At 40.1% G+C, this 19,022-nt stretch carries 16 protein-coding genes; 12 read left to right on the top strand and 4 right to left on the bottom strand.

Going from position 1 to position 19,022, the window contains the following annotated elements; genetic code table 11:
* Window positions 1–417: 417 nt before the first annotated feature.
* The 7 genes from putP to B3209_RS09360 all read left to right on the top strand — a co-directional run bounded on the left by putP (window position 418) and on the right by B3209_RS09360 (window position 8,275).
* Entirely contained in the window at window positions 418–1,935 is a 1,518-nt protein-coding gene (putP, locus tag B3209_RS09390) for a sodium/proline symporter PutP (RefSeq protein WP_296663749.1), read from the top strand.
* A 341-nt stretch (window positions 1,936–2,276) separates the two neighbouring features.
* On the top strand, window positions 2,277–3,251 hold the full coding sequence (locus B3209_RS09385; protein WP_296690560.1) for an ABC transporter substrate-binding protein: 975 nt from the start codon (window positions 2,277–2,279) through the stop codon (window positions 3,249–3,251).
* Between the two features lie 6 nt (window positions 3,252–3,257).
* Window positions 3,258–4,175, top strand: coding sequence for an ABC transporter permease (locus tag B3209_RS09380; RefSeq protein ID WP_296663752.1), 918 nt, complete (start codon window positions 3,258–3,260; stop codon window positions 4,173–4,175).
* Window positions 4,172–4,975, top strand: a complete 804-nt coding sequence (locus B3209_RS09375; protein ID WP_296690559.1) for an ABC transporter ATP-binding protein — start codon at window positions 4,172–4,174, stop codon at window positions 4,973–4,975. Before B3209_RS09380 ends, B3209_RS09375 begins: the two co-directional genes overlap by 4 nt.
* Before the next feature lie 58 nt (window positions 4,976–5,033).
* Entirely contained in the window at window positions 5,034–6,263 is a 1,230-nt protein-coding gene (locus tag B3209_RS09370; RefSeq protein WP_296690558.1) for a dicarboxylate/amino acid:cation symporter, read from the top strand.
* A 1-nt stretch (window position 6,264) separates the two neighbouring features.
* Window positions 6,265–7,029, top strand: a complete 765-nt coding sequence (locus tag B3209_RS09365; RefSeq protein ID WP_296663756.1) for an RsmE family RNA methyltransferase — start codon at window positions 6,265–6,267, stop codon at window positions 7,027–7,029.
* A gap of 1 nt (window position 7,030) precedes the next feature.
* The gene (locus B3209_RS09360; protein WP_296663758.1) at window positions 7,031–8,275 is read left to right on the top strand and encodes a DUF763 domain-containing protein; all 1,245 of its coding nucleotides are present in this window, start codon (window positions 7,031–7,033) and stop codon (window positions 8,273–8,275) included.
* Here the strand turns inward: B3209_RS09360 and B3209_RS09355 are convergent.
* From B3209_RS09355 to B3209_RS09345, 3 genes are all read right to left on the bottom strand, one after another.
* Window positions 8,272–8,925, bottom strand: coding sequence for a methionine ABC transporter permease (locus B3209_RS09355; RefSeq protein ID WP_295796760.1), 654 nt, complete (start codon window positions 8,923–8,925; stop codon window positions 8,272–8,274). The two genes, B3209_RS09360 and B3209_RS09355, sit on opposite strands and share 4 nt — an antisense overlap.
* Window positions 8,922–9,941 carry a methionine ABC transporter ATP-binding protein gene (locus B3209_RS09350; protein ID WP_296663760.1) on the bottom strand — a complete coding sequence of 340 codons (1,020 nt, stop codon included), beginning with the start codon at window positions 9,939–9,941 and terminating at the stop codon, window positions 8,922–8,924. Before B3209_RS09350 ends, B3209_RS09355 begins: the two co-directional genes overlap by 4 nt.
* Before the next feature lie 105 nt (window positions 9,942–10,046).
* Entirely contained in the window at window positions 10,047–10,964 is a 918-nt protein-coding gene (locus B3209_RS09345) for an RluA family pseudouridine synthase (protein ID WP_296663762.1), read from the bottom strand.
* A 121-nt stretch (window positions 10,965–11,085) separates the two neighbouring features.
* Here B3209_RS09345 and B3209_RS09340 point away from each other — a divergent pair, with 121 nt between their 5' ends.
* Both B3209_RS09340 and B3209_RS09335 read left to right on the top strand, forming a co-directional pair.
* A complete protein-coding gene (locus B3209_RS09340) occupies window positions 11,086–11,886 on the top strand; it encodes a leucine-rich repeat domain-containing protein (protein ID WP_296663764.1) in 801 nt (266 codons plus the stop codon).
* Between the two features lie 68 nt (window positions 11,887–11,954).
* A complete protein-coding gene (locus B3209_RS09335) occupies window positions 11,955–13,688 on the top strand; it encodes a flavocytochrome c (protein WP_296690557.1) in 1,734 nt (577 codons plus the stop codon).
* A 194-nt stretch (window positions 13,689–13,882) separates the two neighbouring features.
* Here the strand turns inward: B3209_RS09335 and B3209_RS09330 are convergent, their stop codons facing one another.
* Window positions 13,883–14,407 (bottom strand): hypothetical protein, encoded by a 525-nt coding sequence (locus B3209_RS09330; protein WP_296690556.1) that lies wholly within the window; start codon window positions 14,405–14,407, stop codon window positions 13,883–13,885.
* Window positions 14,408–14,699: 292 nt separating this feature from the next.
* Between B3209_RS09330 and B3209_RS09325 the strand changes: the two genes are divergently transcribed.
* The 3 genes from B3209_RS09325 (at window position 14,700) to B3209_RS09315 (ending at window position 18,953) form a co-directional block, all read left to right on the top strand.
* Complete coding sequence (locus tag B3209_RS09325) at window positions 14,700–16,061, top strand: PFL family protein (protein WP_296690555.1); 1,362 nt, start codon at window positions 14,700–14,702, stop codon at window positions 16,059–16,061.
* Window positions 16,062–16,225: 164 nt separating this feature from the next.
* Window positions 16,226–17,134, top strand: coding sequence for an orotidine-5'-phosphate decarboxylase (gene pyrF, locus B3209_RS09320; protein ID WP_296690554.1), 909 nt, complete (start codon window positions 16,226–16,228; stop codon window positions 17,132–17,134).
* A 43-nt stretch (window positions 17,135–17,177) separates the two neighbouring features.
* Window positions 17,178–18,953 carry a dihydroorotate dehydrogenase gene (locus tag B3209_RS09315; protein WP_296690553.1) on the top strand — a complete coding sequence of 592 codons (1,776 nt, stop codon included), beginning with the start codon at window positions 17,178–17,180 and terminating at the stop codon, window positions 18,951–18,953.
* The last annotated feature ends 69 nt before the right edge of the window (window positions 18,954–19,022 follow it).

Below are 19,022 nucleotides of genomic sequence, written 5' to 3'. Positions count from 1 at the left end.
AACGTTTCCATAATTTCAGTATACACATTATAAAAATATTGTCAATTTTTTTTTCAAAACTTTTATTTGAATGAATTTCATTTTATTTTCCATGGCGTTTTATTATATTTTCATGGAAACGTTTTTAGAATTTAGCGTGTTTTTTATCGCATAAAATAAAAGGCTCAATTTCGAGTTTTAAATTTTAGTGTCATTATCGGGCTTGACCCGATAATCTCTTGCTCTTTTTTTAGCAAGATTGCCGTGTCAAGCACGGCAATTACAGCCTTGTTAGCATAGGAATAATTGTTTAGTAGCTGTTTTATTAAAACTCGACATTCGACCTTATAACAAAAGCGTTGCAATGCCGGCGAATCTTCCTGTTGAAAACATCATATTTATGCACTAAAATTGCATATATTTAAATTTGGAGCACTTATGACATCACAAATGATTGCAAAAATCATAGCCTTTGCATTGTACCTTGGCTTTATGGTTTACATTGGACTTAGGAACGCAAAGAAAAACAACAGTTCTTCTGACTTCTTTTTGGGCGGAAGAAAACTCGGGCCTTGGGTTACGGCATTAAGCGCAGAAGCCTCTGACTCTTCAGCATGGCTTTTAATGGGACTTCCCGGACTTTGCTATCTTGGAGGAATCAAGGAAACATTCTGGACTGCAATTGGACTTATTGCAGGAACTTACTTGAACTGGCTTTTTGTTGCAAAACCGCTTCGCCGCTGCACAATAGCTTTTGGAGATTCCATAACGATTCCAGAATTTTTTACAAATCGCTTTAAAGACAAGACTCACCTTCTTTCACTTGTTTCTGTTATTTTCATTGTTCTTTTCTTTACTATTTACACAGCTTCAGGATTTGTAGCCTGCGCAAAACTTTTCAATTCTGTATTCAATCTTCCTTATCATGCAGGGCTTGTAATCGGACTTGTCGTAATCCTTTCATATACGATTATGGGCGGATACTTTGCGGTCTGCACAACAGATTTTATACAGGGACTTTTGATTTTTGTGGCGTTTGTTGTTTCTTCACTGATTGCAGTTTTTGCGCTCGGAGGACCGGCAGAAGCATTTGCAAAAGCAGCGGATTTCAGTGAAAAAGCCATGAACGGAGAATTCGGCGCGGAAATGCTTGCAAAATTCACAGCAAACAAAAACTACAGCGCAAGTTCCATTGTTTCAGCTCTTGCCTGGGGACTTGGATATTTTGGAATGCCTCACATAATTGTACGCTTTATGGGAATCCGTTCAGAAGAAGAACTTACAAAAGCCCGCAGAATCGGAACAGTCTGGATGATAATTTCATACATCGGAACTTTTATAATCGGAACGCTTGGAACTGCATATCTTATGCCAAAGCTTCTTTCTGGAGCCGCAGCCGAAACAGTTTTCAGCGAAACAATGCTTAAAATGTATCCGGCATTTATAGCAGGAATTTTCCTTTGCGCAATTCTTGCAGCTTCAATGAGCACAGCAGACAGCCAGCTTCTTTCAGCAGCAAGCGCAGTAAGCCGAGATTTCTTCAAAGGAATTATAAAAAAAGATGCGGATGAAAAATCTGTGCTGAATGTCGGACGCATAACGGTTTTTGCAATAGCGGCAGTTGCATTTTTCCTTTCCTTGAATCCAGAAAGCTCAATCTTCGGACTTGTAAGCTATGCCTGGGCTGGATTCGGCGCAACATTCGGACCGCTTGTTCTGCTTGCGTTGTTCTGGCGCGGAATGACAAATAAAGGCGCAATAGCAGGACTTGTTGCAGGCGGAATCACGGTTGTCCTTTGGCACAATATGTCCGGCGGAATTTTCAACATCTATGAAATTCTTCCTGGCTTTATAATCTGCCTTTTCGTTTCTGTTGTAGTAAGCCTTCTTGATAAAAACAAAGATGCAGAAATGCTTGCAGAATTCGATGAGTACAAAACACTAAGTAAAAAATAAATTCTGATTGACTATCATTTTCATACTTGAAATTTCATGTCATTGCCCGGCTAAAGGTTAAACTTTGTCGGGCAGTTTTTTTTTGAATAAATCTATTTACAAACGTTTCTTTTAGTAGTAACATAAAGATGCTGAAACTTTTTCAAAGCAAACAAAAATTCATTCTTACATTAGGAGAGTGCAATAAAAACTTCGTCTGAAATAGCGTCAAAGTTTTTATTCACAAGTTTGCGTTGCAAACTTCCTTATCAACTGCATATTCTCATTTCATTGCGAATATGCTCAAAAAAGCCAAATCGGAAATTGAAATTTCCTCATTGACTTTTTATAGGAGAAACAATATGAAAAAACTTATTTTTATTGCAGCCCTTTTTTCTGCATTTTCAGTTTATGCCAAGCCAGCAAAAAAAGTTAAAATAGGAATTGCAAAAATTGTTCAGCACGTTGCCTTGGACGACATTGAGCGTGGCGTAATTGATGCAATAAAAGACGCTGGAATCGATGCGGATTACGACTTGCAAAACGCAAACGGAGATGTTGGAACCGCAGCCCAAATTGCAAATCAGTTTAAAGCGGAAAAAGTGAACGTCGCGGTTGGAATAGCAACACCAGTAGCGGTCGCGCTTGCCACAGCAATAAAAACTACGCCAGTTGTCTTTGGAACAGTTACAGATCCAGTTGGAGCCGGACTTGTCTCAACTGTAGAACATGGTCAGCGCAATGTAACTGGAATGAGCGATGCGATTCCGACAGAGCAGCACATAAAGCTTTTTAAGGAAGTCGCCAAAATAAAAACTCTTGGATATATTTACACAAGCAACGAAGACAATTCTGCAAGCGCGCTTTCACTTGTGGAAAAAGGATGCAAAGAAGCAGGAATAAATCTTGTAACTCAAAGCATTACAAAATCAGATGAAGTAAAACAAGCTGCACAAGCAATTGTAAGCAGAGTGGACGGAATTTATCTTTCCACAGACAACACAGTTTTCAGTGCAATTGCAAGCCTTGTAAATGTTTTTGGAAAAGCAAAAAAGCCGATTTTTTCAGGAGACGTTACAGCAGCAAAAGAAGGCGGAATTTTTATGGCAAGCGGATTCAACTATTATAAAGCAGGCCGCGCGACTGGCGAAATGGTTGTGAAAATTCTTAACGGAGCAAAACCTGCAAGCCTTCCTGTAAGATTTATGACAGATCCTTCTGATTCAGATTTTCTGATTGATTTGGATTCAGCCAAAAACTGCGGAATTTCAATAGACCAAAAATATATTGATTCGGCAAACTTCATATATCAAAACGGAAAACTTTCAGAAAAATAAAAGCTTATGATTTCATCAATAATAATTGAAGGACTTATTTACGGAATCATGGTTCTGGGTGTTTTTTCAACATTCAGAATCTTGAATTTCTGCGACATGACAGTTGATGGCTCTTTTCCTTTGGGAGCTTGCGTTCTTGCAGCTTGTCTTTTAAAAGGCATAAATCCGGCGGCATCGATTTTTATTTCATTTTGCTCAGGACTTGCAGCAGGCCTTATAACAAGCGCGGTTTACACAAAACTAAAAATTCCAGATTTGCTCGCAGGAATTCTAACAATGACAATGCTTTATTCCGTGAATCTTAGAATTATGTCAAACAAAGCGAATGTTTCTTTTTTAAAGATTCCGACATTGTTTTCAAAGATTTCTGATTCAATGTACGAATATTTTCCTTCAGTTGATCCGCAGTGGGGAATTGTTGTTTTTCTGATTATTTTTGTTTTTGCACTAAAGGCTCTTCTCGATCTTTTTTATCATACTGACCTTGGACTCACAATGGGCGCGCTCGGAGCAAATCCGCAGCTTATAGTTTCGCAGGGAATAAATCCAAGCATTTTAAGAGGAATTGGAATTTGCTTTGGAAACGGGCTTGCAGCTTTGGCAGGAGCTTTTGCGGCAATGTACAATGGCTTTGCTGACGTTGGAATGGGAACTGGAATTGTAGTTTCAGGGCTTGCTTCTTTAATGCTCGGAGAATTTGCAATCCGCTCAAATAAAATTTCAGTGCAGACATTCCGTGTAATAGCAGGCTCTTTTATTTACAGAGCGCTTATGATGCTTGCCCGCAGCTACGGATACAAAATCCACATAACGCCGAACGACTTAAAACTTGCAACAGGAATTTTAATTATAATCTGCCTTATTATTTCCCGCACAAATTTAAAAGAAAAATTCAAATCGTCTAAAAACGGAGCTTCAAAATGATTGAGCTAAAAAACATTGGAATTACATTTAACAAAAATACTCCAGACGAAAACACCGCGCTTAAAAACATAAATCTTTCAATTAATAAAGGCGACTTTATAACTGTAATCGGAAGCAACGGAGCCGGAAAATCAACTTTGTACAATGTTATTTCCGGAACATATTCACCAACTGAAGGCTCGATTTTTCTTGAAACAGAAAACGGAATAAAGGACATAACAAAAGACAAAGAATACAAACGCGCAAAATACATCGGACGAATTTTTCAAAATCCGCTTTTAGGAACAGCCGGAAAAATGTCGCTTGAAGACAACATGATCATTGCATCAAAAAAAGGATTCAAAGGACTAAAAATCAGCCTGAACAATAAAACACGCAGTTTTTTTAGAGAAGAGCTTTCTAAGCTGAACATGGGTCTTGAAAACCGGCTCGGCGACAATGTTGAGCTTTTTTCAGGCGGACAAAGACAAGCTCTAACACTTCTTATGGCTGTAATGTCAAAGCCATCTCTTCTTTTGCTTGACGAACACACGGCCGCCCTTGACCCTTCAAACGCTGCGATTGTAATGGAGCTTACACGGAAATTTGCAAAGGAATACAATCTCACAGTTATGATGGTAACTCACAATATGCAGCACGCTCTTGACTATGGTTCTCGGCTTTTGATGATGGATTCAGGCGAAATTATAATGGACATAGGAAAAGAAGAAAAGCAAAAACTTACAATGGATTCAATAATTGAAAAATTCCGCGCCATAAAAAAGCATTCGCTTCAAAACGACCAGATGCTGCTTCAATAATCCTGCGGAAACTTTGCTTAATTGTATTTTTCCTTGAGCCTTGCTATAATCCGTTGCTATGAGAATTTGGCTTAAATATTTAATTGGCATTGCAATCGGTTTAATTTCCGCCCTTGTTTTTTCACCTTCAACAGTTCAGGGACAAGCGGCTCTTGATTTTATTGTGGAAATTGCAGTCCGCTTTGGAAGATACGCGCTTCTTCCAGTTTTGTTTTTTTCTGTTTCAATTTCATTTTTTAAGCTTCGGGATGAAAAACTTTTAACAAAAGCTTCAGCCTGGACTTTCGGCGTAATATTTTCATCATCATTCGCGCTTATGCTTTTAGGACTTGTTTCCGCGCTTGCAATAAAACTTCCGCGCATTCCAATCACAACTGAAAAAGCTTCCGAAGTTTCTTCATTTGCATGGCAGACTTTGATAACCAAACTTTTTCCTTTTTCCGGGTTTGAATCTTTGATGGACGGCGCATATCTTTTGCCTTGCTTTATCTTTGCAGGACTTGCAGGAGCTGGAGCCGCCAGTGATAAAAACGCTTCAAAAGCCGCAGTCGGACTTTTTGATTCCCTTAGCAAAGTATTTTACATTGTATTGAGTTTTTTCATTGAAATTTTCGCAGTCGGAATGATTGCCGTAATGTGCCGCTGGACAATAGATTTTATTTCGGCAATAAGCAGCGGAGTTTACAACGGACTTATAATAATGCTCACTGCTGATTTACTCATCGTAGCCTTTATTATCTATCCGCTAATATTAAGATTTCTTTGCCATGAAATGCATCCTTACAGGGTCTTGTATGCTTCCATTTGTCCTTTTTTGGTCGCATTTTTCAGCGGAGACACAAACCTTGCGCTTGCATTAAATCTTCGCCACGGAAAAGAAAGCCTCGGAATAAAAAGAAGAATCAACGCATTTTCGTTTCCGCTTTTTTCTATTTTTGGACGCGGAGGAGCAGCTTTAGTCCAGGCAGCTGGCTTTGTTCTTATTTTGCGCTCTTACTCAAGCCTTGGAATTCCAGTGCTAGACGTTTTGTGGATTGCAGGAGTTTCTTTCTTGCTTTCATTTGCTTTGGCAGAAATTCCTTTGGGCGGACCGTTTGCCGCAATAACTTCGATGTGCCTTTTGTACGGACGTGGATTTGAATCCGGCTATCTTCTTTTAAAAAATGCAGTTCCCGTTATCTGCGCCTATGCAGCCGGAATCGACGCTCTTACCGCAATGTTCGGAAGTTACATAATCGCCGTAAAAACAAAAATGATTCAGCATCAGGAGCTTAGAAAATTCATTTAAAATGAACATCTGCCTTTTTTCCCCGGAAGAAATTTTAAATCCGCTTGACATTCAAGATGAGCGCGCCCAGCACATTCTGAAAATTCTGCATAAAAAAGAAGGTGAAAGCTTTTCAGCAGGAATCATAGGAGGTCAGGCCGGAACTGCCATAATAAAAAAAATTTCTGTTGAAGAAAAAAAATCTTCCGACGGAAAAAAAACATTCAAAGGCGGAAAAATTTATTTTGACTTCACACCAGAATCCGACGGAAAAAAACTTTATCCTCTTAAAATGATTATTGGATTTCCCCGGCCGATTCAGCTCAAGAGACTTTTGCGCGACATGGCTTCTTTGGGAGTGCAGGAAGTTCATCTTACAGGAACAGAGCTTGGTGAAAAATCGTATTTAAAATCAGATATTGCAACAAAAGGCGAAGCAAAAAAATTTCTTTTGGACGGAAGTGTTCAAGCAGGCTCTACTCAAATCCCTAAACTTTTTATTCACCAAACGCTAGAAAACTGCCTTGAACAAATTGACCTTGAAGGAAAACTTTTTGCGCTTGACAACATTGAGCCTTCACAAAGCCTTTCATGCGCATTAAAAGAAAAACCGCAAAAAGCAGTAGCCGCAATTGGAAGCGAGCGCGGCTGGACAAATTCCGAACGTCAGCTTTTTAAGCAAAACGGCTTTGAGCTTTTAAGCATGGGAAAAAGAATTCTACGGACTGAAACAGCATCAACTGTCGCAGCTTCACTTATCTTGGATTCAATGGGAGTTTTGGACTAAAATGATAAAGAGAACAGGACACGCTGACTTGCCGCTTCATGTTGGAACAGTTCCCAAATGGCTTGCAGACAGAATGCGCGACCTTGGAACTTTGATTGTAGAATCGCTTTTAATTCAATATGGAAAAAAAGAGGTTTTGCGCAGGCTAAGCGATCCTTTATGGTTTCAGTCATTTGGAGCAGTTCTGGGAATGGACTGGCATTCTTCCGGAATAACAACAAGCGTAATGTACGCCTTGAAGCGTGGAATAAATCCGCGGGCTAGAGAATTCGGACTTTGCGTTTGCGGCGGAAGAGGAAAATATTCGCGCAGAACACCGCAAGAACTTTTATATTTAAGCGAAGCGACAGGTTTAGACGGAACTTCTCTTGTAAACGCAAGCAGGCTTTCAGCAAAAGTAGACGGGGCCGCAGTTCAAGACGGATTTCAGCTTTATCAGCACAATTTTATTTTAAGCGACCAAGGCGACTGGGCAATTGTTCAGCAAGGAATGAACACTCAAACCAAAACAGCACGCCGCTACCATTGGTGCTCGCAAAATTTAAATTCATTTATTGAAGAGCCGCATTCAGGAATTACAGGAGAAAACAAAGGCCTGATTTTAAATCTCACGGATTCTTCTGCAGCCAGCACAAGAAATTCAATTCTTGCACTTTCAAAAGAAAAGCCTGAAAAAATAATCGCCGAAATAAAATCCGTGCAAGAACTTGGACTTCCACAAAAAATTCAGCAAGAGCTTTTTGAAGACAAAACTGAAATCCAAATTCAAAATGAAAGGAGCATAACACTTCCTTCTCATCATAATGTTACAGAAAAAGATGTGGACTTAAAAAGGCTTGGCGCAGTTCTTGCAACCGCCTATGAAAGTCCTGCAAAAAATTTTGAAAGTCTTCTTTTAACTCCGGGGCTTGGTCCTAGAACATTGCAATCCTTGACTTTAATCAGCGAAGTAATAAATGGAACTCCAAGCAGATTCAAAGATCCGGCAAGATTCAGTTTTGCCCACGGCGGAAAAGACGGACATCCATTTCCTGTTCCGCTTAGAATTTACGATGAAAGCATAAGAGTTCTAGGAGACGCAATAGAAAAATCAAAGCTCGGCTACAATGACAAAAGCCAATGCATAAACAGGCTTCATGCGGCCGCTCTTCAGATAGAAAAAAACTGCGATCCAAAAGCTGACTTTGACAAAGCAATCAGCTATGAAAAGCAGAATTCAGTTCGCTGGGGCGGAAAAACAGTCTAGCGTTTGCTAAGCATTTTATTTACAAGAACAGTTCCAATAAACTGAATCAGCTCAACAAGCACAAGAATAACAACAACAGCCGCAATCATTACATCAGTGCGAAATCTTTGGTAACCGTATCGAATTGCCAAGTCTCCAAGTCCGCCACCGCCAATTGTTCCAGCCATCGCAGAATATCCAATCAAGTTTATAATTGTAAGCGTTATTCCTGAAATCACAGACGGAAAAGCTTCCGGAATAACAACTTTATAAATAATCTGCCAGTTTGTTGAGCCCATTGCTCTTGCAGCCTGAATCATTCCAGAATCAACTTCGCTTAAAGCAGTTTCTATTACACGAGCAACAAAAGGAGCAGCGGCAATGCTAAGCGGAATAATCGTAGCTTCTGTTCCAATACTTGTTCCCAGCATAAGACGTGAAAGCGGAAAAAGCACAATCATCAAAATGATAAACGGAAAAGAACGCAAGACGTTTACAATCCGGCTTAAAATCTGATTCAAAATTGGACGCGGAGAAATTCCAGTCGGATTTGTAATGTAAAGCAAAACGCCCACAGGAAAACCAAGCACAAGAGAAAATAATGTAGAAAAGAAAACCATTTCCAAAGTCTGCAAAGACGACTGTCCAACTAAAGCAAAAATCTGACTCATTTTTTTCCTCCAGAAATGTCTTCAACAAGAATGCCCTGCTCCCTTAAAAAATCAAGAGCCTTTTTTATTTCAGTTTTTTTGCCGGAAAAATCAACAAACAAAGCTCCAATGTCTTCATTCTTTATACGCTGAATTCCACCTGCCCTGATATTGAATTCCACATCGAACAGCTTTGCCATGCGGCTCAAAACAGGCTCTCCGGTTTTTTCTCCAATAAAATGAAGCTCAAACTGCCCGCCTTCATCAGACCAGCGCACAATTTCATCTTTTGAATTCGAAGAAATTCCTCTCATAAATTCTTTTGTAACTTCTGACTTAGGACAGCTGAAAATTTCCTTTACGCTTCCCTGCTCCACAATTTTTCCAGAATCAACAACCGCAACCTGCTCACAAGCATCGCGCACAACTTCCATCTGATGAGTAATCATTACAACTGTCAAATTCATTTTCTTTTGAATGTCGCGGATTAAATTCAAAATTGAAGTTGTTGTCTGCGGATCAAGAGCGCTCGTAGCTTCATCGCAAAAAAGAATATCAGGCTGAGTTGCAAGCGCACGGGCAATCGCAATTCTCTGTTTTTGTCCGCCGGAAAGTGTGCTTATAGGAGAAGCGGCTCTGTCTTCAAGTCCAACAAGCTTTAGCATTTCCTGAACACGCGGCTTTATAACTTCTTTTGGAGTTCCGCAAATTTCAAGAGGATAAGCAACATTTTTTTCAGCAGTCCTTGAACTGAACAGATTAAAATTCTGAAAAATCATGCCAATCTTTCTGCGGCGCAAAATAAGCTCGCGTTTTCCAAGGTTATCAACTCTGTCGTTGTCATAAAAAATTTCACCTTTGTCCGGCTTTTCAAGAAGGCTTATCAAACGCACAAGACTGCTTTTTCCAGCTCCGCTTTTTCCGATTATTCCAAAAATTGTATTTTCTGGAATATCCAGTGAAATTCCATTTACAGCGGCAATTTTTCCGTTTGGACCTGAATATGTTTTTTTCAAATTGTTAAGTTTAATCTGCATAATAAAATAATAGTGAAATTCAAGTTGTGCTACAAGAAGATTTTCTTTATAGCCAGCTATAGTTTTTTCTAATAAATCAGTATAACAATAAACTATCGTTAGTTTTTATTTAATTCCTGATTTTCCGCGCGCAATAAAATCCATTTTTCTAGCTTGGCGACGTAACGAATGGTCGGGAGTTTTTATATTTTCAATCTGCGCATTATACTGAATTCGCTCCTTACGTTCGTTAGCCCAAACTGGAATTTGAGGATGCAAATCGCCTTTTTTAACGTACTGCTCCCATTCTTCTGGCTCTGGAATTTCAAAGCTCATTTTTTCTCCCGTAACAGGATGAATAAACGCCAATGTTCTTGCATGAAGAGCAAGCCTATGAAAGGGGTCAGTTCTGGCCCTATAATTTTCGTCTCCGGCAAGCGGATAATGCCTTGAAGCCAAATGCGCCCTTATCTGATTTTTCTTGCCTGTATCCAAAGAAAGCTCAAAAAGCGTATGGGTTCTGCCCCGTAACACAACACTGAAATTTGTGCGTGCCTCGCAAGTTTCAGCCTTGTCATCAAGTTTTTTTGGAACATAGCCTTGATGGCACGCATTTTTTGCAAGCGGTTCATCTATAAGGCCAAAGTCCGGCAATTCAGGATGATTTCTTCTAGGATTTTCCGCAACAGCCCTGTAAAGCCTATCTGTAACCATAGTTTTCCAAGTGGACATTATTTTTTTCTGTACCCTTTCATTCAAGGCAAACATCATAACTCCGCTTGTGTCTCTGTCCAAACGATGCACAACAAAAGGCCGGTGACTTTCAGAAAAAGTTCCTTTTTTACGCATAATTTTTTCCAGAAGCTCAATCGCAGTGCGAGATTTGCTTCCCGGATAAGGAACAGAAAGAAGCCCAGAAGCTTTGTTTATAACAACAATATCCTTGTCCTCGTATAGAATTTCTATGCGTTCCTTTCCATAGTCGCTTTTATGCTCTCTCTTATATCTTGTGCTGGCTTTTACAAAATGCAAAGTTTCTTTCATATCTCTACTATATAAATAATCTGAATAAAGTTCAAACGTTGCGCACAAAGATAAAAAAACATTAGACATCAAATGCTAAGAATGATAATATTAGTACAACTAATTTTTATCGGAGCTAAAAATGGATTTGCCTTTAATCGATGTTGAAATTCCAGAGGGAACAACAGAAATAACAGGAACAACTTTTCACAACCACCGCATGGTTTCTTCTATAAAAATTCCAGAAAGCGTCCTTGTAATCGGAGAAAACGCTTTTGCTGACTGTGTAAATTTAAAGTCGGTTGTGCTTCCTCCAAATTTAATGGCAATCGGAAAACGTGCATTTTACAACTGCGCATCCCTTGAGTCCGTGGACATTCCGTCAAACATCACTACAATTGAAGAAGGAACTTTCGAAGACTGCACAGGGCTTCAGTCAATCGTCTTGCATGAAAACATTACTTCCATAAATGAAAAAGCATTCGCAAACTGCACCGGAATAAAAAACCTTGTTCTTCCAGACAACTTGATTTCATGCGCAAAATCAGCATTTCCAAACAGCGAAAAATATCTTCCAATCAACAAAAACTACAAATACGAAGACGGAATGATGTTCAACACATTTAACAGTATGCTTTTATTTTACAGCGGAAGCAAAAAAAATGTGGCGACTCCTAAAGGAATAAAAGGAATCGGAAGAAGAGCCTTTTTTGGAACAGACATGGAATCTGTAAGAATCAGGGAAGGCGTTATAAGCATCGGAGAAGAATCTTTTGTAAACTGCGGAAGCGAAACAAAAGTTATAATTCCAGAATCAGTAGATTTTATTGAAAACAGCGCATTCGGAACTTCTGTAAAAATATTCTGCAAAAAAGCTTCATACTCGGAAAACTGGTGCCGCAACAATCCAAACTGCGTTCAGCTTGAAGACGAAGAATTTTAATATTAGCCTACACTAACTTGTGTTTTTAATGTATATTTTAACCGGCAAAAAATTTTTCGGAGGAATATATGAAACACAAGAATCTACGGAATTCACTGGCAGCGGCAATTTTTATAGTTGCGTCAGGAATTTCAATAGCTGTAATGGCAGCCTGTTCAAAGCCAAAAGCTCTGCCAGACGGAACATTTTCTGGCAAAGCGGACGGAAGAAACGGCGCAATTGAAATCGCATTTTCTGTAAAAGACGGAAAAATCACTTCAACAGAAATCCTGAAAGAAGAAGAAACAGACTTTGCAAAACCCGCAATAAAGTCAATTCTTGAAAAATTCGCTTCCACAGGAAAAGCAGCCGGAATCGATACAGTTTCAGGCGCAACGATAACTTCCAAGGCAACTTTAGCGGCTTTGGAAAACGCAATAAATTCAGCCCACGGAAAAAAATCAGAGCAAGCAGAATACAAGGACACTTCCTGCGACATTGTTATAATCGGAGCTGGCGGAGCTGGACTTTCTGCGGCAACAGAAGCTGCAAGCAAAGGCGCAAAAGTAATTGTCCTTGAAAAAATGGGAAACGCAGGCGGAAACACAATTTCTGCGACAGGCGGACTTAACGCAAGTGAAACTTCAATTCAAAAGAAACTTGGAATTCAAGACACAAACGAGCAGTTTTTTGAAGACACAATGAAAGGCGGACACTACAAGAACAATCCAGAGCTTGTACGCAACATGACTGAAAAATCTGCGGAAACTGTAGACTGGCTTATTTCAATTGGTGCAGATTTGACTGATGTTGGAAAAATGGCAGGCTCAACAAACAAACGCACTCACCGGCCGCAAGGAGGAGCTGCTGTTGGCTCAAATTTGATTCCTGCTCTTGAAAAAGCCGCATTGAACGCTGGAGCAGAAATCCGCTATTCAAACAAAGTTCTTGACATAATCGAAAAAGACGGAAAAGCAGCCGGCGTAAAAGTTTTTGCAGGAAGCAATGAATACACAATCAGCGCAAAAGCCGTGATAGTTGCAACAGGAGGATTCGGCGCAAATCCGCAGATGGTCGTTTCCTACAAACCTGAACTTGAAGGATTTGGAACTACAAACCATAAAGGCGCAACTGGAGACGCATTCAGCTGGATAAAAAAATTCAATGCCGGTCTTACTCAGATGGAAGAAATTCAAACTCACCCGACAGTTGTTCCGGGAAACGGCACAATGATAACAGAAGCTGTCCGCGGAAACGGAGCAATTCTTGTAAACCGCGACGGAAAAAGATTCTGCACAGAAATGGCAACCCGCGATGTAATGTCAAAGGCCATTCTTGCGCAAAAAGGAAAAACTGCATTTCTTGTATTTGACCAGGATGTTCGTGAATCTTTAAAGGCAATTGAAACTTATATAAAGAATGCCCTTATTACCCAAGGCGAAACCGCAAAAGAGCTTGCAGAAAAACTTGAAATTCCAGCGGATGAATTTGAAAAGACAATGGCAGATTATGCGCAGATTCAAAAATCAGGAAATGACCCGCTTGGCAGGAAAGCTTCAGAAATGCCGCGGCCGCTTACAAAAGCTCCGTTCTATGCTGTTGAAGTAGGGCCTGCTGTTCATCATACAATGGGCGGAATCACAATAAACACAAAGGCGCAAGTTTTGGACACAGACAAAAATCCAGTTCCAGGACTTTATGCGGCTGGTGAAGTTACAGGCGGAATCCACGGCGCAAACCGTCTTGGAGGAAACGCAGTAGCAGATATTTGCATCTACGGAAAAATCGCTGCCGACACCGCGCTTGAAGAAATTAAAAAATAAAACGCAAGATTATCCGCTCTAGCAGGGTAATGACAAATAGGCAAAATCTTAACTGCCATTTCCAGACCTTGCATCATTCCCGTGTCCTAGACCTTGTGTCATTCCCGTACTTGATACGGGAATCTTCTATAAAAACAAAAATGCTCCAGATATTTTACCTGGAGCATTCTTTTTAACTTGAATATGTTAAGAAACTACTCTTTATATGGTTCTGTTGGCTTTTCAGTAACTTTTATATACTTAGTTGTTTCGGTTTCTTTTTCATCCTTAAATGTGTCAGTCAATTCTGAGCCAGAAATTGTGTAAGTTTCTGACCAGCCTTCAGCTTCAAACTTTTCAGAATCCCATTTACCATTTTTATATTCATATACAGTAAAACCAGTTAAAGTCAATGTATTTCCGCTACTTGTAAAAGTAGCTTCAGTTTCTACGAAATATCCAACAGAAGAAGCCTTCCCTTTATCAACATCATCCTGGTCAAAATATTTGTATGTTTTCCCAGTTGTGTCGCTAGTAAATTCGATGTAGGTTTTAGCGTATTTAGTAAAACCATCTTTTTCTTCTTCTACAGAAATCCAGTACGCTTTTTCTGTTCCGCTAATACCCAATGTTGAGCTAGACACATCATCATCGTCATCATCATCAGACTTGCAGCCTACAAATGCAAGCGCAAGAACCATAGCTGCCAATACAGCTGAAATTTTAGCAAACTTTCTCATAAGTTCACTCCTTATAAATTGAATTTGCCAAACAAGAACTCTGTAATGCAGAATCGCTTTTATTTGGTTCTCCAAGTATACCCCCCCCCAGGAATTGTCAAGTACTTTGAGGAATTTTTATGATTTTTTTTGAAAATAAATTTTCTGCCATTCCAGTGTTTGCCCTTGTGTCATTTTCATGCTCCGACGCGGGAATCTCTCATTAAAACCCAAAATCCGCCTTCGCCCTATCAATTGCAACAATCCACACAATAAAGTAAAATAAAGTTCAACTTAGAACTTTGAGGGATTTATGATTTTTTCACCTATAGAAATCGAAGAAACAGTAAATATGTTTATGCGCCAAAAACTCGACGTAAGATGCATAACAATGGGAATATCTCTTTTAGACTGCGCGGATTCAGATGCAAAAAAAGCAAATCAAAAAATCTATGACAAAATAATGCGCTATGCCGGAAACCTTGTGCGTGTAGGCCAGGACATAGAAAAAGAATTCGGAGTTCCAATCATCAACAAAAGAATTTCTGTAACTCCAATCGCACTGATCGCTGGAGCAAGCGGAGAAAAATCCTACGTTGAATACTGCCGCACGCTGGACAAATGCGCAAAGGAACTCGGCGTAAATTTCATTGGTGGATTCAGCGCGCTTGTTCAAAAAGGAATCACATCGGCAGATAGAATTTTAATTGATTCAATTCCAGAAGCTCTTGCAACAACAAATTTTGTCTGTTCAAGCGTAAACGTGGGAACAACAAAAAACGGAATCAACATGGATGCCGTAAAGCTCATGGGAGAAACAATAAAGAAGACTGCCGAAGTCTCCCGCAACTGTGAAATCAATGGCTGCGCAAAGCTTGTAGTCTTTACAAATGCGCCGGAAGACAATCCGTTTATGGCAGGAGCATTTCACGGACCTGGAGAAGGAGACGCTGTAATCAACGTTGGTGTTTCAGGACCTGGAGTTATTCTTGCAGCCGCCCGCGAATACAAAGGCCGCCCAATAAACGAACTTGCAGACGGAATCAAAAAAATGGCATTTAAAATTACACGCATGGGACAAATGGTCGGAACAGAAGCCGCCAAACGCCTTGGTGTAAATTTCGGAATCCTAGACCTTTCCCTTGCTCCTACACCGGAAGTTGGAGACAGTGTTGCCCGCATTCTTGAAGAAATCGGACTTGAAGGAGCAGGCGCGCCGGGAACAACAGCAGCTCTTGCAATGCTTACCGACATGGTAAAAAAAGGCGGTGTAATGGCTTCAACAAACGTAGGAGGATTAAGCGGCGCATTTATTCCTGTAAGCGAAGACGAAGGCATGATTAACGCCGTAAAGCAGCATTCCATTACTCTTGAAAAACTTGAAGCAATGACTTGTGTTTGCTCTGTAGGACTTGACATGATTGCGATCCCAGGCGACACGCCTGCAACAACAATCAGCGGAATCATGGCAGATGAAATGGCAATTGGAATGGTAAACAATAAAACAACCGCAGTGCGCCTTATTCCAGCTCCAGGGAAAAAAGCCGGTGAATGGGTTGAATTCGGAGGACTTTTGGGAGGCTGTCCTGTAATCGATGTAAACAAATTCGGCTGCGCAGACTTTATAAACCGCGGCGGAAGAATCCCAGCTCCAATTCATAGCTTCAGAAACTAACTATTAAAAAAATATTCAGTCAAGCCGGATAATGCATCTTTACTTTATCTGTCATTATCGGGTAAGTTGTATATTTTCTGTCATTCCCCAGCTTGACTGGGGAATCTCTTTTCATCTTTACGCAGCAATAGACTTTTAAAACTAGCTCATGGTATAATCAGCGCATGAAACACAATATGCAAATTTTACAAGAGCTAGCCGCAAAAAACGGACCTCTTTGCGTTGGACTAGACACAGATCCGTCTTATATTCCACAGAATTTAGTTGAAAAATTTTCTCCGGCGCAAGCTGTTCTTGAATACAATAAACTTTTAATAAAGAAAATCACAGAAGACAAAAGCGCCTGCTGCTTTAAAGTCCAGATTGCTTACTACGAGGCAATGGGAATTGAAGGACTTAAAGTTTATGCCGAGACTTTAAAAGCTGTAAAAGACTCCGGGCTAATCTGCATTTCCGATATAAAAAGAGGAGACATTGCAGCCACAGCAAGCGCGTATGCAAAAGCCCATTTTTCAGGCGATTTTGAATCAGATATAATCACAATAAATCCTTACATGGGATTCGACACATTAAAGCCTTTTACAGAATTCTGCGCTTCCAAAGGAAAAGGAATTTTCGTTCTGCTTAGAACAAGCAACCCGGGAATGATAGATATTGAACAAAAAGAATTGAAATCGGGCGGCCGTGTGCTCGATGAAGTCGGAAAAGAACTGGAACGTCTCAGCAATCAGATGAAGGAAACTTTTTCGGAGCAAACCTGCAGCCCTGTTGGAGCAGTTGTAGGATGCACAGAAGAAAGTGATGCAAATTATCTTAGAAAAACCTATAAAGATATTTTCTTTTTAATTCCAGGATACGGCGCACAAGGTGGAGCCGCAAGCATTTGCGCATCCCTTTTAAAAAATGCAGGCGGAACAGTAAATTCTTCCCGCGGAATTCTATGTGCTTGGAAAAAAGATTCAACTTGCATAAAAAAACAGCAAGACGGAAAACTTCTTTCATTTGATGACATAGTAGAAGCCGCCGCAAAAGCCGCTATAACTTCAAAGAATGAATTAACTAACATTCGGTAATACTAATAAACACAAAACTAACGGTCATTAACAAGGGGTTTTTATGGATAAACCAGAAATTGACAAAGACGGAAACGGACTTCTTTTTTCAGGAAATGCAAAAGTTACAGAATGCAAACAAATTCACAGCAATGTGTTTCTTTTAGAAACAGAACTTGAACTTGAACGAAAAACCCAAGTTTCACCTTTGCCAGGCCAGTTTTATCTTATAAAAAGCGCAAGAAGCAATGTTCAGTTTGGCCGCCCAATAAGTGTTTATCATGCCGAACGAAAATCTGATACCATTTTAAGGGTACAGTTTTTAATCTTGCAAAAAGGTGAAGGTACAGTTGAGCTTTGCCACCTTTTTAAAAACGACTTAGTAGAACTGTCTGGCCCCTTAGGTAACAGTTTTGAAAAAGCAGAAGGAAAACTTTGTATTTGCGGAGGCGGAATTGGAGTTGCTCCGGTTGCAAATTTTGCTTCATCGCTTTCACCAAAAAGCTATGACTTCTACGCAAGCTTTAAAAGTGGCTCTTATGGCTTGGAAAATGTAGACCCGGAAAAACTTGTAATAACAACCGATGACGGTTCTGTCGGAATCCACGGAATGGTAACAGCCGCACTGACATCTGACACCATAAAAAACGAAGGGTACAGCGCAATATATGCCTGCGGTCCTGCACCAATGCTAGCCTATATACAAAAAATTGCAAAAGAAGCAGGCGTAAAATGCTTTTTAAGCATAGAAAAAAAGATGCTTTGCGGAGCCGGAGCTTGCCTTGGATGCACAGTACACACAAAAGAAGGAAACCGCAGGGTATGCAAGGACGGCCCTGTTTTTAACGCTGAAATCCTCGAATTTGAAAAACCAGTTTGTGCAAAGAAAAATCCATTGCCGCAAGACATAGAGCCAAACTTAACTGTTGAAATTGCAGGAATAAAATTTAAAAATCCAGTAATCGCAGCAAGCGGAACATTCGGCTTTGGACAAAACTACCGCGGATTTTTCAATGTTTCAAAGTTAGGCGGAATAAGTTCAAAAGGTCTTACACTAGATCCAAAGAAAGGAAATTCCGGTGAGCGTGTTATCGAAGTTTCATCTGGCGACATAAATTCAATAGGACTTGAAAATCCTGGAGTTCCGCATTTTATTCAAAACGAGCTTCCGGAAATGCTAAAGCTGGACACGGTTTCAATTGCAAACCTCGCAGGCCACGACCTTGATTCCTACGTAAAAGGCGCAGAACTTTTAGAGAAAACTTCAGTTCCGGCAATTGAACTGAACATAAGCTGTCCAAATGTAAAGGCAGGCGGAATGGCATGGGGAATAGCTCCAGAAGCAGCTTTTACTTGTGTCAGCGCAGTTAGAAAAGCAACATCAAAGCCTTTGATTGTAAAACTATCTCCGAACGCACCGGATTTAGTTTCTGTAGCACTTGCCTGCATAAAAGCCGGAGCAAACGCATTAAGTCTAATAAACACAATTCAAGCAGTGGCAATTGATATTGAAAGTGGACGCCCAGTGTTTGACAACATAAAAGCCGGACTTTGCGGACCTGCCGTAAAACCAATTGCGCTCCGCATGGTCTATGACGTTGTAAAAGCAATAAATTCACTTCCAAAGGAACAGCAAATTCCTGTAATCGGCTTGGGCGGAATTTCAAAATGGCAAGACGCAGTTGAATTTATAATGGCAGGAGCAGCTGCAGTTCAAGTCGGAACGGCAACTTTTTCAAATCCAAAGACAATGATAGAAATCATCGAAGGGCTAAAAAAATTTATGCAATCCCACGGATACAAAAAGATTGACGACTTGCGCGGAATTGCACAACAATAGCAAAAACACTGCTGCTCTAATCATTAAGCTTATAAAAACTAAAGTAATAGGTCGAATTTCGAGTTATAA

Origin of the sequence: Treponema sp. UBA6852 (assembly GCA_002449305.1) — a bacterium.
Classification (GTDB): Bacteria; Spirochaetota; Spirochaetia; order Treponematales; family Treponemataceae; genus Treponema_D.
This window is presented reverse-complemented; position numbering and strand designations above follow the sequence as displayed.

What these genes read in the sequence shown, in the direction of transcription:
- B3209_RS09340 (WP_296663764.1), top strand. Translation starts at nt 11,086, where the DNA reads ATGGATTTGCCTTTAATCGATGTTGAAATTCCAGAGGGAACAACAGAA.
- B3209_RS09330 (WP_296690556.1), bottom strand. Translation starts at nt 14,407, where the DNA reads ATGAGAAAGTTTGCTAAAATTTCAGCTGTATTGGCAGCTATGGTTCTT.
- B3209_RS09315 (WP_296690553.1), top strand. Translation starts at nt 17,178, where the DNA reads ATGGATAAACCAGAAATTGACAAAGACGGAAACGGACTTCTTTTTTCA.
- B3209_RS09385 (WP_296690560.1), top strand. Translation starts at nt 2,277, where the DNA reads ATGAAAAAACTTATTTTTATTGCAGCCCTTTTTTCTGCATTTTCAGTT.
- B3209_RS09345 (WP_296663762.1), bottom strand. Translation starts at nt 10,964, where the DNA reads ATGAAAGAAACTTTGCATTTTGTAAAAGCCAGCACAAGATATAAGAGA.
- B3209_RS09355 (WP_295796760.1), bottom strand. Translation starts at nt 8,925, where the DNA reads ATGAGTCAGATTTTTGCTTTAGTTGGACAGTCGTCTTTGCAGACTTTG.
- B3209_RS09370 (WP_296690558.1), top strand. Translation starts at nt 5,034, where the DNA reads ATGAGAATTTGGCTTAAATATTTAATTGGCATTGCAATCGGTTTAATT.
- B3209_RS09350 (WP_296663760.1), bottom strand. Translation starts at nt 9,941, where the DNA reads ATGCAGATTAAACTTAACAATTTGAAAAAAACATATTCAGGTCCAAAC.
- B3209_RS09335 (WP_296690557.1), top strand. Translation starts at nt 11,955, where the DNA reads ATGAAACACAAGAATCTACGGAATTCACTGGCAGCGGCAATTTTTATA.
- B3209_RS09365 (WP_296663756.1), top strand. Translation starts at nt 6,265, where the DNA reads ATGAACATCTGCCTTTTTTCCCCGGAAGAAATTTTAAATCCGCTTGAC.
- putP (WP_296663749.1), top strand. Translation starts at nt 418, where the DNA reads ATGACATCACAAATGATTGCAAAAATCATAGCCTTTGCATTGTACCTT.
- B3209_RS09360 (WP_296663758.1), top strand. Translation starts at nt 7,031, where the DNA reads ATGATAAAGAGAACAGGACACGCTGACTTGCCGCTTCATGTTGGAACA.
- B3209_RS09375 (WP_296690559.1), top strand. Translation starts at nt 4,172, where the DNA reads ATGATTGAGCTAAAAAACATTGGAATTACATTTAACAAAAATACTCCA.
- B3209_RS09380 (WP_296663752.1), top strand. Translation starts at nt 3,258, where the DNA reads ATGATTTCATCAATAATAATTGAAGGACTTATTTACGGAATCATGGTT.
- B3209_RS09325 (WP_296690555.1), top strand. Translation starts at nt 14,700, where the DNA reads ATGATTTTTTCACCTATAGAAATCGAAGAAACAGTAAATATGTTTATG.
- pyrF (WP_296690554.1), top strand. Translation starts at nt 16,226, where the DNA reads ATGAAACACAATATGCAAATTTTACAAGAGCTAGCCGCAAAAAACGGA.